Source organism: Candidatus Leptovillus gracilis (assembly GCA_016716065.1).
Lineage (GTDB): Bacteria > Chloroflexota > Anaerolineae > Promineifilales > Promineifilaceae > Leptovillus > Leptovillus gracilis.
Genome location: JADJXA010000002.1, coordinates 891,273 through 905,587 on the forward strand (window position 1 = coordinate 891,273; position 14,315 = coordinate 905,587).

Consider the following 14,315-nt stretch of genomic DNA (forward strand, 5'->3'; position numbering starts at 1 on the left):
GTTCAGTGTTCAGTGTTCAGTAAACAGTGTTCAGGTTTTGTTAACTGAACACTGAATACTAACAAAAGGCTTCTCCGATGCGTGTCATCAGCGGTCAGGCGCGGGGTCGAAAACTGAAGCGGGTTCCCGGTGATACCACCCGGCCGATTATGGACAGCGTGAAGGAAAACCTGTTCAACATCTTGGGCCAGGATGTGGTGGGTGCGCGTTGGCTGGATTTGTTCGCCGGGACGGGGCAGGTGGGCATCGAGGCGTTGAGTCGGGGGGCAACGGCCGTTGTCTTTGTAGACAAGGTGCGGCCGGCGATTCAGACGATTCAGGCCAATCTGGCAAGTACCGGGCTGTCTGCCGGAGCGAAGGTTCTCCAGTCTGATGCGTTTGCTTATCTGCGGCAAAGCAGCTTTGCGCCCTACGACCTGATCTACGTCGCCCCGCCGCAGTATCTTGGGCTGTGGCTGGAGGTGTTGGCGCTGTTGGACGAACGGCCGTCTACCTTCTTATCCTCCGATGGCCTTGTCGTCGTGCAAATAGACCCCAAAGAGTACAAGGAATTGTCGCTGCACAACTTGGCCCTGGCGGATCAGCGTGTCTACGGCAACACCCAATTATTGTTTTTCGAGCTGGTTGTTTACTGATTGTCCAGCGTCACCTGAATCACACATTGGCCTGTCTCGCTGCCGTTGATGTCTACGGCCGTTAACCGCAGCAGATACGGTCCGCCGCTCCATTCACTCAAATTCACATTGCCCAAGAATCCGTCCCGCACCGGTCGGTCTACCGTGCGCCCTAGCAGCGACGCCCAGGAACCGGCCGTTTCTGGGCCATTGGCTTCCAGCTTATAGAAGCCAAAATTTGGCGTGGCCGCCGTGCCGGTGAAGTTGATCAACCCGGAAACAACCGAGCCATTGGCCGGCTCACGGATGTTCAAATTGACTGTGCAATCTACAAAGGGGGTCGGTGTTGGCCCGCTGGGGGTGGGAGGCGCATTGGGGCGCGCCGTGGCTTCCGCTTCGCTGACGGTCAGGCCGCCTGGTTGGCTGGCTAATGTAATGGTAGGAACCAGGGCTGGTGTTGGTTCTGGTGGGCGAATTTCGGCCGTGCCCAGCGGCGTAGGCGATGAAAGCGGCGTGGCGAAAATGTTGGGCGTGGGGGTGGGCGGCTTCAGCAGTGACGCTGGCAGGGTGGGGGCGATGCTGGTATTGACATAATAGACGATTCCGCCCAAACCGAAGAAGAACAGCAGAAAAAAAATGGCTGTGTTGCGCATCTGGCTGCCGCGCTCTCGTTCCAGGCCAAACATGGCCTGCTGTAATTTGCGCCGGGCCTGCAAGTATTGGCTGCCATACCAAAACAGCCCCAATACAACGAGGATATATATCCAGACGTCATTGCGCAGGATGAAGACGTAGACTCGTTCCATCACCCCCCATTGTATCTGGCTTTGTTATTGTCACAACTGGGGCAGGATGCCGTAGAGGAGTTGGGTCAGGCGGGGGACTATCAGCTTGCCCGTTTCCAGAACCTCTTCATGGGAGACCATCGCCTCTGGAGTTGGGTCCAGAATCGCTTTGTTGGTGATGGAGGAAATGCCCAATACGCGCATCCCACCATGTTTCGCCACAATCACTTCGGGGACGGTAGACATGCCGACGGCGTCCGCGCCGGCCGCGTGCAAAAAACGCAGTTCGGCCGGTGTTTCAAAACTGGGACCGGCAACATAAGCGTAGACGCCCTCTTGCAGGGTTAGTCCCTGGGCAACGGCCGTAGCCCGCGCCATTTGCCGTAGAGTGGGGTCATATGCCTGGGTCAGGTCGGGGAAGCGGGGGCCAACCTGTTCATCGTTGGGGCCGCGCAGTGGGTTGCTGCCGGCCATGCCGACAAAGTTCAGATGGTCCGTGATCAGCATCAAATCGCCTGGTGTGAAGCGGCGATTGATGCCCCCGGCAGCGTTGGTGACAATGAGCGTGTGAATGCCCATGGCCCGCATCACCCGCACCGGGAAGACAACCTGCGCCTGCGAATACCCTTCGTAAAAGTGGGCGCGTCCTTGCTGCACCAGGACAGTTTGCCCTTGCAACTGGCCGATGACCAGCCGCCCGCTGTGCCCAATGACGGTGGAAGCGGGCCAGTTGGGAATTTCTTCATAGGGGATGATGTCGGCGTTTTGCACGGCGTCGGCCAGGCCGCTGAGGCCAGAACCAAGAACCAGGCCGATTTTAGGGGTATATTGGGTGCGGGCGCGAATGGTGGCAACGGCCGTTTGCAGGTCAAGCTCGGGGGGGTGTGTCATCATTGGTTTTTATGAGTGCAGGTCTGTTGGCGCAAAATCGGGTGAGGCTTCCAGGTCATCTTCGTCCTCACTTTTTACCTGTGTGTAAATCTGCGTCGTGGAGATATTGGCGTGTCCCAGCAGTCGTTGGACTTCCTGGAGATTGGAGCCGCCATCCAATTTGTGCGCGGCGAAGCTGTGGCGCAGCGTGTGGGGCGTCACTTCACCGCTGAGTTTTGCTTTTTTGGCATACGCTTTGATAATCAGCCACAGCCCCTGCCGGGTAAGCTGCTGGCCGCGATGGTTGAGGAACAAGGCCGCTTCATCTTTGTTTTTTACCAGATATTGACGGCCGTTTTCCAGGTAGTTCACCACCGTCTCTTTGGTCTCTTCATCCAACGGGAGTTCGCGGGAAGTTTCGTCTTTACCCTGACAAATCAGCACATCATCCACCAGGTCCACGTCATCCAATGTCAGCGACACCACTTCCGTCACCCGCATTCCGGTGTTATAAAGCATTGTCAGAAGCGCCATGTCGCGCAGTTGTTTGGGCGTTGGTTTTTTCTGTTTTGGCGCTTGCAGCAGCTTTTCAATATCCTCGGCGCTCAGGGTTTTAGGCAGCCGCTTTTTTACTTTTGGCGAATCTATGTTGGTCGTTGGATTTTCATGAATCACGCTGCGGGAAAACAGATGATTAAAAAATGATTTAACGGCCGCCACTTTACGCGCCACCGACGAAGACGCATAGGGCTGCTCTTTCATAGAGTCTACGTAACTGTCCACAATGGCGACGGTCACATCGCTCCAGTTGGTCACCCCAGGGTAGCTGCGGCTCAGAAATGACATAAATTGACCCAGGTCGTTGCGATAAGCCGCTGTGGTGTTACTTGAATATTTGTATTCGTATTGTAGAAAGTCCAGAAAGGCTTGTAATTGCTCTTCCATCGCCAACCGCTCCTATCGGCCTAAAGACTCATTTTGCGTATAGCCAACAAACGCTCTTGAAGTTTCCCTGTACGCGCTCTTGTTGACAGAATAGCAAAATGGGGTGTTACGAAGACCTATGCATCATGTAGTCTGGTCTTGGGTCTGAACGACCGTTGGCGGAAAGGTCGTTGTGCTAAAGGTGTTAAAAGATTATGTAAGTTAAACGTAAAAGCATTATAGCATTACTTTTCATAAGATCAAATATGAATCAACATAATCCATTGTTTTGGCGGTTTTTCCGGCCTATACGAATTAGCGGAACCTCTATTTTGTCCTGACCGGCGCTCAAACAGGGCTAACAGTAAGAATCTGGCAAAACAGGGAAATGCTGTTATGATCTACTTGTCGGGTGATGAATCATCCGCAATCCCCAAAATCCCACTTTACCAGGAGACTTTTATCCCATGAGTTTAAATGCACGACGTGTTATTATCGCCGGCGCGGCCGGGCGCGATTTCCATGACTTTAATACGACCTTTCGCCATGATCCGAATTATCGTGTAGTCGCGTTTACCGCCACCCAAATTCCGAATATAGACGGCCGTCGCTACCCCCCAGAACTGTCCGGTGAACTGTATCCCGAAGGCATCCCCATTGAACCGGAAAGCGAACTGACCGAACTGATTCGCCGCGAGCAGGTAGACGAAGTACTCTTTTCCTATTCAGATGTGTCCCATGAATATGTGATGCACCTGGCTTCACGGGTATTGGCGGCCGGCGCCGGCTTCCGTTTCCTCAGCCCGGCGCAGACGATGATCCGTTCCAGCAAGCCGGTGGTGTCGGTGGGGGCGGTGCGCACCGGCTGTGGCAAGAGCCAGACCTCGCGCCGGGTGCTGCAAATTTTACAGAACGAATTGGGGTTTGAGCGCGTCGTCGCTGTGCGCCATCCCATGCCTTATGGCAATCTGGCGGCGCAGGCGGTGCAGCGTTTCGCCAGCTATGAAGACATGGACCGGCACGAATGCACCATCGAAGAACGCGAGGAGTATGAACCCTACGTAGAGCGGGGCGCGGTGATTTATGCCGGGGTGGACTATGAAGCGATTCTGCGCCAGGCGGAGCAGGAAGCGGATGTGATCATTTGGGATGGTGGCAATAACGACGTGCCGTTTTACAAGCCAGACCTGCACATTGTGGTGACAGACCCGCACCGGCCGGGGCACGAACTGCGTTACCATCCTGGCGAGACGAACCTGCGCATGGCCGATGTGGTGGTTATTAACAAGGTGGACACGGCCGATAACGCCAATGTGGTGATCGTCCAGCAAAACATTCGGCGGGTGAATCCAACGGCCGTTATCGTCAAAGCCGCCTCGCCTATTTTTGTAGACGACCCGGCAGCCATTCGGGGCAAAAAAGTGCTGGTGGTTGAAGATGGTCCCACCCTGACGCATGGCGAAATGGCCTATGGCGCGGGCGTGGTGGCGGCGCAGTATTTTGATGCGGCCGAGATTATTGACCCGCACCCTTATGCCGTGCGCACCATCGCCGAGACGTATGCCAAATATCCATCTACCGGCGCAGTGCTGCCGGCCATGGGCTACGGCCGTGAACAAATGGCCGATTTAGCCGAAACCATCAACCGAGTCCCGGCCGATATGGTCATTATCGCCACCCCCATAGACCTGGCAAAACTGATTGACATTCAACTGCCCAACCAGCGGGTGCGCTACGAATTGCAAGAGATCGGCCAGCCCACTCTGACTGACGTGCTGCGGCAAAAATTTGCGCAATAGAAGCAGCAGGCCAGACAGGTCTTAAAAACCTGTCTGGCCTTTTGTTCTCCCGCCGTTTCAGCCGTCGGGAGGCGGCAAGGCAGCTGCTCCGGTAATGCTTGCCGTGCCCGTTTTTTAGAGATGTGGGCTTATAAGGATTGATGATGAGATGGGGAGTGTATGAGGCCGGGTGACGGCCGTCTCCCGGCCATCAGGCATCATCACCGGCCGGCGCAGCCTTCTCGTCCAGCCAGTTAGGGTAATCGGCTACCGAGCTTTCAATGAAATATTCGGCGATCTCTCGCATTCGATTGTTGGTGATGTTGTTGGCGATTTTATCCACCAGCGTGCCGGGCATGAAGCGCATTCCTTTGGGGCGCGGTGGCTTGGCTTGCATTTTCAGCAAATACTCCACGCGGGTCTGGTCGCCTTCATCATGAAAAAAGGCTTCACTGCTGTAATAACCGCGCGTTTTGGTCGAGTTGAAAGTGACTTCTGTTTCGATGGGCGGCAGGTTTTCAATCGGGACCATGCGCATGGTGTGGTGGCCCGGTACCAGGTCCAAACGCACGTCGGCGTAGACGTGAATGTGGTAAGTACCCAATTCAACCGTGCTGTAATACAGACGATATTGATGCTCCGCGCTAGAATCCACCAGGTCAATATGTTGCAGATATCTGACCAGACGGTTAATGTCGCTATAAAATTCGTATGTGGTGACACGATCAGCAGGGAATATAAAAGAAAAACGGGCAGAAGCGGCGATTTTGATCATGCGCGTTAGCTTGACTCTCCAGGACGTGTGATGGGATAGCTACCGTTTGCTATGATAGCATATTCTGGCTAATGAGCATAAGAAAATGATGCACCGCATTCCGGTTGGAGGTTAATACTTTATGAGCTTATTTAACGGCGAGCGGTTGACCAATGAGGTGTTTAAGCTAGACGTGGAGCGAATGCGCCGCGGCTGGTATTCTGATCAATACTTCGCCAACATTTTGGCAATGCTGCGCGGCGTCAGCCAGGCGAATGGCTTCCAGGGGCAGTATGCGCGTGACGTAGGCGTGGACGCAACCGGCCTGAACGTCGGCGACATTGAAGTGGAGATGCAGTTTTTCACCCGTCGCGCCGGCAAAACGGTGATCGTGGGTGTGGACAAGGCGTTGGCAATGCTGCGCCACTGTACCGGTTATTTTGACGAGAGCGGCGCGTGGGTGGAGACGTGGCAAAATCTGGCGGTTACGGCCGTTCATGATGGCGCCATCACCGAATACCACGGCGACCCGCTGCATGTGCAGCCGGTTATTCGCGTACACGGCCGTTACCGTGATTTTGCCCTCCTGGAAACTCCCATGCTCGGCATCCTCAGCCGGGGCAGCCGCATCGCCACCAACGTCTACAAAACCCTGCGCGCCGCCAAGGGTAAGCCGGTCCTTTTTTTCCCCGCTCGCTTCGACCTGCACGAAGTCCAGGCTGCCGACGGTTACGCCTACGACATCGCTGTCGCCCGCTTCAACCACGACTTCGCCGGCGCCTTGCGCTCTTTTGTCTCCACCGATGCCCAGGGTGATTGGTGGGGTGGCGCTGGCGGTGGCACGGTGGCCCACGCGGCCATCGCCTGCTTCCTCAGCGACACCGCCGCTACCATGATGGCTTTCGCCGAACACGTTCCGCCGGAAATTCCCCGCATTGCCCTGGTGGACTTCAACAACGACTCCATCAGCGACAGCCTGCGCGTGATGGCCGCCATGTTTGCCCGGTGCGCCGATTTGCTGGCCGAAGGGCGCAGCGAGGAAGCGCAGCGTTACGTGCTGTACGGCGTGCGCCTGGACACCGGCGGCACGCTGCGCGACGTGTGCGTGCCGCCGCTGGGCGACCCGGCATTGGACCTGGGCGTGACGCCCCGGTTGGTGTTTAACGTGCGCCAGGCGTTGGACGCGGCCTGGGAATCCTGGGATTTGCGTCCGGAGCAGGTACAAATGGCCCGGCGCTACTGCCGCGACGTAAAAATTGTGGCGACCGGCGGTTTTAACCCGCAAAAAATCACCCGCTTTGAGCAGCTTAACGTGCCGGTAGACATCTATGGTGTTGGGTCGTCGCTGCTGTCTAACGACAAGGAAACCAACAACGATTTTACGGCCGATGTGGTTCGGGTGAAGATAGACGGCCGTTGGGTGGATATGGCTAAAATTGGCCGCGCCCCGGCCGACAACCCGGAACTGGAACCGGTGGATTTGGCCGGGCTGTAATGTGATTTGCTGGAGCCTGGCGACAATAACGCCGCCAGACTCCAGTAAAAACCGAGTCTACGCCCGGCCTAATACGGCTGCTAACAACGCCATGCGGATGTACATGCCATTCTGCACCTGGCGGAAGTAGGCGGCGCGTGGGTCTTTGTCCACCGAGTAATGAATTTCTCCCACCCGCGGCAGCGGGTGCATCACCACCATTTTTTCTTTCGCCTTTTCCATCAATTCTGGGGTGATCTCATAGTAGTTTTTCACTTCCTCGTACTGCGCCAGGTCGGAGAAGCGCTCTTTTTGCACGCGGGTCACATACAGCACGTCGGCGTTTTCGATGACGTCGGCCACGTCGTGGGTCTCGCGCACGTTGACGCCGGCGTCAATCACATGGTTCATGGTGGTCAGCGGCAGGCGCAGAATTTCTGGCGAGACAAAGCGCAGGCTGACGTCGAAGTGCAGCAGCAGTTTGGTGAGGGATTGCACGGTACGGCCGTATCTTAAATCGCCCACCATCGCCACTTTCAGGCCATCTACCCGCCCCAACTCTTCGCGGATGGTAAACAGGTCCAGCAGCGCCTGGGTCGGATGTTCGCCGGGGCCGTCGCCGGCGTTTAGCACCGGCACGCTGGCATAATCGGCGGCCAGCTTGGCCGAACCGATTTCCGGGTGGCGCAGCACAATGGCGTCGGCGTATTGCTCCAACGTGCGCACCGTGTCGGCCAGGGTTTCGCCCTTGCTCACCGAGCTAAACTGCACGCCCTGGGTGATGGGGATGACGCTGCCGCCAAGCCGTTCCATCGCCGCAATAAACGACGAACTGGTGCGTGTGGAGGGTTCGTAGAACAGGCAGGCCAGCACGTAGCCTTTCAGCAGATCGGCGCCGCCGACGCGCTGGACCATCTCGCGCATTTCCCGCGCCCGCTGAAAAATAAAGGACAGAGCGTCGCGGTCGAACTGGTCTACCGACAAAATGTCCTGGCCGAGCAGCGGGTTGGCGTTGGCAACCTTTTGCGTCATCTCGTCCAGGTTGAAGAGGGAGGGTAATTCTTGAATGGTCATGGGGTCTCCTTTTAAAAATTGTGAATTGTGAATTTTGAATTGTGAAGTGTGAATTGGGAACGGATCAGGTTAAGAAACGGCCGTTCCCCGGTTTTGCTAGAACACGGCCGTTTTCAAACACCACCTCGCCGCGTAACACCACGCGGCTTACTTTTCCGGCTACCTCTACGCCATTGAAAGGGGTCCAGCCACATTTGGTGAACAGGGTTTCATTGCGGATGGTGGTGGGGGTCATGTCCACTTCGATGTGGGTGTCTGGCTGCTCTGGCAGGTTGTAAATGCGGCGCGGATTGCTGTGCATCAGTTCGATGAGGCGGGCGAGGGAGAGACGGTTGTGGGTAACGGCCGTTACCATCAGCCCCAGCGACGTCTCCAGGCCCGATACCCCCGGCGGCGGCGCCGCCGAATGTTTCTCCGCCAGCGTGTGTGGCGCATGGTCGGTGGCGATGCAGTCTACTGTGCTGTTGATATGCGCCCACAGCGCCGCCACGTCGTCTGGCGTGCCTAACACCGGCCGCATATCACCCAGCGGCCCCAGCCGCGCCGCGTCCGACTGGTCCATAAACAGGTGGTGGGGCGCTACTTCACAGGTCACCGGCAGCCCCTGCGCTTTGGCGTCGGCAATCAGCTCAATCTCCTCCCGGCGGCTGACATGGACAATGTGGACCGGACGGTTATACGTCGCCGCCAGCCCAATGCTCACCGCCACGCTCTGTTTTTCGGCGTGCAGGGCGATGGGTTTGTGGCGCGGCCAGCTTTTGAAGCAGGCCGCCAGCGTTGGCAGATCTTCGACGCGCAGCTTGCCAAAAGTGTCGTTGAGATAGATTTTCAGGGCTACCGCGTATTCGGCCAGCGCCGGTAGATGGGCCACGTCTTCGGCGCTGGCCCCGGCATACAGGCCCACGTCGCAGCGGATGTCGGCCTGTGCCTGTTGGCGGGTGGCCCGCAGCACTTCCGGCGTTGTCAGGGGTGGATTGGTATTGGGCATGCCCAAAATCATCGTCACGCCGCCGGCCAGGGCTGCGGCTGTGCCGCTGGCGAAGTCTTCCTTGTGTTCCCCGCCAGGCACGCGCAAATGGGTATGAACGTCAATCAATCCGGGCAAAGTGATTGTAGTCATGGTTAGTCCTGCAGTTGGTTAGCCGGTTGATTTGGAGCCGACTATTCGTCTGATTGATTTCCTCCCAGGCAAAAAAAAAGCCCGATCCCTAAAAGGATCAGGCTATGGATTGCCCAGATTTGGCATTAGCAAACGGATTATTTTGTTGTGCCACTCCCAGGTGAATTTGGGCATATTGCTAATTTCTCCTTACGCCAAGATTACACACCGGGAAAGTATGTTAGCATAAGCGCGGCAATTTGCCAAAAAATCTTGAGACCCGACAGGTTTTCTTGAACCTGTCAGCTCTGGCGCAGTTGGGTGAAGAAATGCTGCCATTTTAGCGGCGCGGCCGACAGCAAGGTGTCGGCGCGGAAGAAGCGCGCGGCCAGGCTGACAAACAGGTAGGTGGTGAGGGCCAGGCCGCCCAGACTGGTCAATAGCTGCCAGGTGGGCACACCGCCAGAGGCCATGCGCGTCATCATGGCGGTGGGCGCGGTGAGGGGGAAGAGGCTTAGCGCGGTGGACAGCGGGCCATGGGGCGATTGGATGAGCGGCGCATTAAGCCACAGGGGGATGAGCAGCGGCAGCAGAACAAAGAAGGTGAACTGGCCGCCTTCGCGGGCGTTGGGGGCCAACGCGCCGATCGCGCCCATCAGCGAGGCATACAACAAGTAGCCCAGAGCAAAATACAACAAGGCCCAGGCGACAAAACCAGGCGGCAGGGTAAAGGCGCTGACGGAGGCGAATACAGACTGGGTGCGGTTGAGGACCAATAGACTGCCACCCAGCCAGACGGCCATCTGGATCAGGGCGACGACGCTGAGACCCAACACTTTGCCCAACATCAGTTCACGCGGCTGTAAGCTGAGCAGCAGCACTTCGACGGTGCGGTTTTCTTTTTCGCGGGTCACGCTTTGCAGCATGAAGCCGCTGCTCATGCTGATGAGGAAGAAGAAGATGAACATGGTGGCAAAGGGGACAAAAAAGGTCAGTGGGTTGCTCTGGTCATTGTCGGTTGGGGGGGCGAGGGCGTGGGGCTGCACGGCCGTTGTTGGGTCTAGCAGGGCAACGGCCGTTGCCTCGTCGCCGGTCAGGTTGTAGGTCAGCACAAAGGTCAGCAGTTCGGCGTTAGGCGTGTTTAACGGCCGAAAATCTTTGGTGATGAGGATCAAGTCCCCCTGGCTGACATAATCGGCCGGCACCAGGAAGAAATAGTCAAACTGCCCGGCAGCAAGAGCGGCGCGGGCATCGGCTTCGCTGGCAAAGCCGTGCAGCGTCTCGGCCGGCAGCGAAGCTGGCAGACGGCGCAGCAGGCCGGCCTGGTCCACATAGGCGGTGGTTTCGGGCTGTGTGGTTATGTCGCTTAGAATGCCCTGGAGGTCTTCTTGCTCAAAGGTATTCTGGGCCATCACCTGTATGCCCAGATTAAAAACGATGATCAGCCCCGGAAACAAAAACGTCATAACCCAAAAAGAGCGCTTTTGCAGGGTGGTGACAATCTCGTATTTGATGACGATAAGGATTTTGCGCATGAGGTTAACTCCTGGGGCGCACGGCCGCAGCCACATCTTGCAGCGACAGGCTTTGCCCGTAACGCAGCATGCCCATGTGGAAAATGCGCGCTGCTACCCAGATGCTCAACACGGCCGATCCGGTTAGCAGCAGCCAGCTAAGGAGCAGCTGCCAGGTAGGAATGGTGCTCATCCCCCACCGCAGCAGCACAGTGATAAACGACGTAGTGGGGAAAAAGGTCATAAAAACCAGGATGGGGCTGTTGGGATTGCTGATGAATAGGACCATGAAGAAAAAGGGCAGCAAAAACAGCAGATTCAGCACCCCGGCAATCTGCTGCGCCTGGGTCACTTCGCTGACAGCGCTGCCGATGGCCGTCATGAGGCCGGCGATGAAGGCGAAGGCGGGAACGAAAAACAACGCCACCACCAACAGCAGCGACCAGGGCACGCTGACATAGCGCAAACTGTCAAAGAAGGATGCGCCGATGACAATGGCGGCGACGCCGGTTGCTGCCCAAATCAACACCTGGGTCAGCGAGACGGCCAGCAGTCCCAGGGCTTTGCCACCGATCAATTGGCCGGGGGAGACGGTGGTCATCATGATTTCGATGGTGCGGTTTTCTTTCTCGTCGGTCACCACCTGGAGCAGATAGCCGGATGAACTCATGACCACAAAGATGAAAAAGAAGGCGGCGATGAAGGGTATAAAAAAGCTGAAGATGTTGCGCTCGTTGAATTCGCGGCTGCCATCGGCGGCGCGCACGATGAGGCTGGTTCCACTGATCAGACGGGTTTGCAGGTCTGTCGGGTAGTCGGCGGCCAGATTGGCGCGCAGGTAGCGGTTGAAGTCGCGGTAGGCGCGGTTGCTGGGCGGGTCTTGCCAGGTGATCACATCTATCACCAGGTTTTGTGGATAGTTGGCGGGGATGATAAAGGCCACCTGGATTTCCTGGCTGCGGAGGGCCTGGGACACGGCCGTTTCATTGGAAAACGGCCGCAGCGCCAACAATTCTTCTCCCTGGGCGGTCAGCGGCGCAAGGGTCGGGTCTATGATGCCCGCATGGTCCACGTAACCCATTGGTTGGTTCTGTTCACCGCGCACGGCAATGACGATGCTGAGGGTCATCACCGTTACCAGAATCAAGGGAAAGCCCAGCGTGCCCACCAGAAAGCTGCGTTTGCCTACCAGTTTGCGGTATTCATGACGGGCTAACAGCCAGAAGTTACGCATTACCCGCCTCCCTGGCCTCTTTGCCTTCCTGTACCACCCGCACAAAAATGTCATCCAGGGATGGCTCGGCGATTTCAAAACGTTCCACCATTATGTTTTCTTGCACAGCCAGATGGCGAAAAACGTCTTGCGGGTTGACGCCGCCACCCAGAGCCAGATGCCAGGCGCCATTTTGGCGGCGCGCTTCCAGCACGCCAGGCACAGCGTCGAAGTCGCCCTGCCCTTCCAGCAGGATGGCGTTGCCGGAGAACTCCCGTTTGATTTTGCTCACTTCGCCGTAGAGGACGGTACGCCCGTTATCAATCAGCACAATCCGGTTGCACAGCGCCTCCACCTGGTACATCTGGTGTGTAGACATAATGATGGTTTTGCCCGCCTGCCGCTGCTCTTCAATAATATCTTTCACCAGGCGGGTATTCACCGGGTCCAGGCCCGAAAATGGCTCGTCCACCACGATTAGATCTGGTTCGTGCAGCAGCGTGGCGATGAGCTGCGCCTTTTGCTGCATCCCTTTGCTGAGTTCCTGGACTTTTTTTTGCCGGTGGTCGTACAGGTCCAACCGCTTCAGCCAGCCTTCCAGTCGCTGTTTGGCTTCACTTTCGCTCAGCCCTTTTAATGTCGCCAGGAAGACCAGAGTTTGCTCCAGGGGCAGGTCTTTGTACAGGCCGCGCTCTTCGGGCATATAACCGATGCGCTGCTTCTGGGCTTCATCAATACGGCCGTCGAACACCAGTATTTGCCCGGCATCCGGCTTAAAAATATCCAGCATCATGCGAATGGTGGTGGTTTTGCCGGCGCCATTGGGTCCTAACAAACCAAATATCTCGCCAGGGTACACCTCAAAGGAAACATCTTTCACCGCCTCGACGCGGCCAAAGTTTTTACGAATAGAAGAAATAGATACAGTTGACATCATCAATTCCAAACGGCCGTCTATGAACACCGAATACGGATTTCAGATTACCGAATACGGCTGCTAATGCCAGACGTCCGCATACGCATGGTCACCCTTTAGTAGTTGACCCGACGTAAACCGGGCCAGATTGAACGGCGTAATGTCTACCGTCCGCGCCGCCCCCTCCACAATCAATTCGGCCATACACGCACCCACAGCCGGGCCAATTTTGAAGCCGGTACCGCTAAACCCGCAGGCCAGATAAAAGCCTTCGGGGCCGGCTGCGCCCAAAATGGCGCGTTGGTCGGTGGTCAGGCCATCGAAGCCGCTGTGGGCGCTGTGCAGCGATCCCTGCTCCATCAGGGGCACGCGGCGGCAAATGCGTTCCACCGCCCGCGCCACAAACCCCGGCGCGGCGTGGTCGGCGTCACCGTCGGGCGACAGGCCAATGGGGTTGTTGTCTTCCAGCCCTACCAGGGTCAGGCCGCCGGTTTCCGGCCGGAAATAGAGCGAATTAGCCATGTCAATCACCGTCGGGTGGCTGGGACCGATGGCCGCCGGGCGGCGAATGAACAGGGTGTCGTGCCGCCAGGTATCTATGGGCAGGTTCAGGCCGACCATGTCGCCGACCTGTTTGGCCCAGGGACCGGCGGCGTTGACGACGATGGGGGCATGGAAGTCGCCCTTGTTGGTCTGCACGCCAGTGATGCGGCTGGCGGTGGTGTGAACGGCCGTTACCTGGCATTCTTGCACCAACACAGCCCCTCGCTGACGCGCGGCCGTTAACAGGCTGTTCACCGTCGCCGATGGGTCCGCGTACCCCGATTCCGGCTCATAGGCGGCGGCGTCAAAATCATGCGTTACAAACGATGGCGCCAGCCGCGCCACGTCATCTGGCGTCACCAGGAAGGACGGAATGCCAATTTCCTGGTGCATCACCACATTGGCGCGCAGTTGCTCGCTGTACTCTGGCGCGACAATTTGCACAAAACCGGTGCGCGTAAAGCCACACTCGCCGCCCACCATTTCCGCCCAATGACGAAAATAAGCAAACGACGCCCAGGCCAGCCGCGATTCCGGTTCCAGGTCATAGTGCATCCGCACCAGGCCGCTGGACCGTCCCGTCGCCCCGGAAGCGATGAAATACCGTTCCAACACCAATGGCTTCACGCCCAATCGCGTTAAATGGAACGCTAGACTGGCCCCATGAATACCACCGCCAATGATGATCACATCTGCATGTTGATCCATAACTCAGACCCCAGAAGAAAGTTGGTTGGTTTGTCAGAGCATGGTTAGT

Annotated in this window: 13 protein-coding genes; 3 read left to right on the plus strand and 10 right to left on the minus strand. The window is 57.1% G+C overall.

The annotated features are described in order from the left end of the window. The first annotated feature begins 77 nt into the window (after positions 1–77). The gene (gene rsmD / locus IPM39_08260; GenBank protein ID MBK8986060.1) at positions 78–635 is read left to right on the plus strand and encodes a 16S rRNA (guanine(966)-N(2))-methyltransferase RsmD; all 558 of its coding nucleotides are present in this window, start codon (positions 78–80) and stop codon (positions 633–635) included. Here the strand turns inward: rsmD and IPM39_08265 are convergent. The 3 genes from IPM39_08265 to IPM39_08275 are packed head-to-tail and all read right to left on the minus strand — an operon-like array spanning position 629 to position 3,214. Then, positions 629–1,420 (minus strand): hypothetical protein, encoded by a 792-nt coding sequence (locus IPM39_08265; GenBank protein ID MBK8986061.1) that lies wholly within the window; start codon positions 1,418–1,420, stop codon positions 629–631. The two genes, rsmD and IPM39_08265, sit on opposite strands and share 7 nt — an antisense overlap. Before the next feature lie 30 nt (positions 1,421–1,450). Next, positions 1,451–2,290, minus strand: a complete 840-nt coding sequence (locus tag IPM39_08270; protein ID MBK8986062.1) for a purine-nucleoside phosphorylase — start codon at positions 2,288–2,290, stop codon at positions 1,451–1,453. 9 nt (positions 2,291–2,299) lie between these two features. Next, a complete protein-coding gene (locus tag IPM39_08275; GenBank protein ID MBK8986063.1) occupies positions 2,300–3,214 on the minus strand; it encodes a tyrosine recombinase in 915 nt (304 codons plus the stop codon). A 446-nt stretch (positions 3,215–3,660) separates the two neighbouring features. Between IPM39_08275 and IPM39_08280 the strand changes: the two genes are divergently transcribed. Continuing rightward, complete coding sequence (locus IPM39_08280; GenBank protein MBK8986064.1) at positions 3,661–4,992, plus strand: GTPase; 1,332 nt, start codon at positions 3,661–3,663, stop codon at positions 4,990–4,992. A gap of 190 nt (positions 4,993–5,182) precedes the next feature. Here the strand turns inward: IPM39_08280 and IPM39_08285 are convergent, their stop codons facing one another. Continuing rightward, a complete protein-coding gene (locus tag IPM39_08285; protein MBK8986065.1) occupies positions 5,183–5,746 on the minus strand; it encodes a DUF1997 domain-containing protein in 564 nt (187 codons plus the stop codon). 121 nt (positions 5,747–5,867) lie between these two features. Between IPM39_08285 and IPM39_08290 the strand changes: the two genes are divergently transcribed. Then, positions 5,868–7,220 (plus strand): nicotinate phosphoribosyltransferase, encoded by a 1,353-nt coding sequence (locus IPM39_08290; GenBank protein MBK8986066.1) that lies wholly within the window; start codon positions 5,868–5,870, stop codon positions 7,218–7,220. Between the two features lie 57 nt (positions 7,221–7,277). Here the strand turns inward: IPM39_08290 and pyrB are convergent, their stop codons facing one another. The 6 genes from pyrB to IPM39_08320 all read right to left on the minus strand — a co-directional run bounded on the left by pyrB (position 7,278) and on the right by IPM39_08320 (position 14,266). Then, complete coding sequence (pyrB, locus tag IPM39_08295) at positions 7,278–8,231, minus strand: aspartate carbamoyltransferase (protein MBK8986067.1); 954 nt, start codon at positions 8,229–8,231, stop codon at positions 7,278–7,280. A 106-nt stretch (positions 8,232–8,337) separates the two neighbouring features. Continuing rightward, positions 8,338–9,393, minus strand: coding sequence for an amidohydrolase family protein (locus IPM39_08300; protein MBK8986068.1), 1,056 nt, complete (start codon positions 9,391–9,393; stop codon positions 8,338–8,340). A 281-nt stretch (positions 9,394–9,674) separates the two neighbouring features. Continuing rightward, positions 9,675–10,907, minus strand: coding sequence for an ABC transporter permease (locus tag IPM39_08305; protein MBK8986069.1), 1,233 nt, complete (start codon positions 10,905–10,907; stop codon positions 9,675–9,677). 4 nt (positions 10,908–10,911) lie between these two features. Next, complete coding sequence (locus IPM39_08310; protein MBK8986070.1) at positions 10,912–12,120, minus strand: ABC transporter permease; 1,209 nt, start codon at positions 12,118–12,120, stop codon at positions 10,912–10,914. Continuing rightward, positions 12,113–13,033 carry an ATP-binding cassette domain-containing protein gene (locus IPM39_08315; GenBank protein ID MBK8986071.1) on the minus strand — a complete coding sequence of 307 codons (921 nt, stop codon included), beginning with the start codon at positions 13,031–13,033 and terminating at the stop codon, positions 12,113–12,115. The genes IPM39_08310 and IPM39_08315 overlap by 8 nt, the downstream gene beginning before the upstream one ends. A 63-nt stretch (positions 13,034–13,096) precedes the next feature. Then, positions 13,097–14,266 (minus strand): FAD-binding oxidoreductase, encoded by a 1,170-nt coding sequence (locus IPM39_08320; protein MBK8986072.1) that lies wholly within the window; start codon positions 14,264–14,266, stop codon positions 13,097–13,099. Positions 14,267–14,315 lie beyond the last annotated feature (49 nt).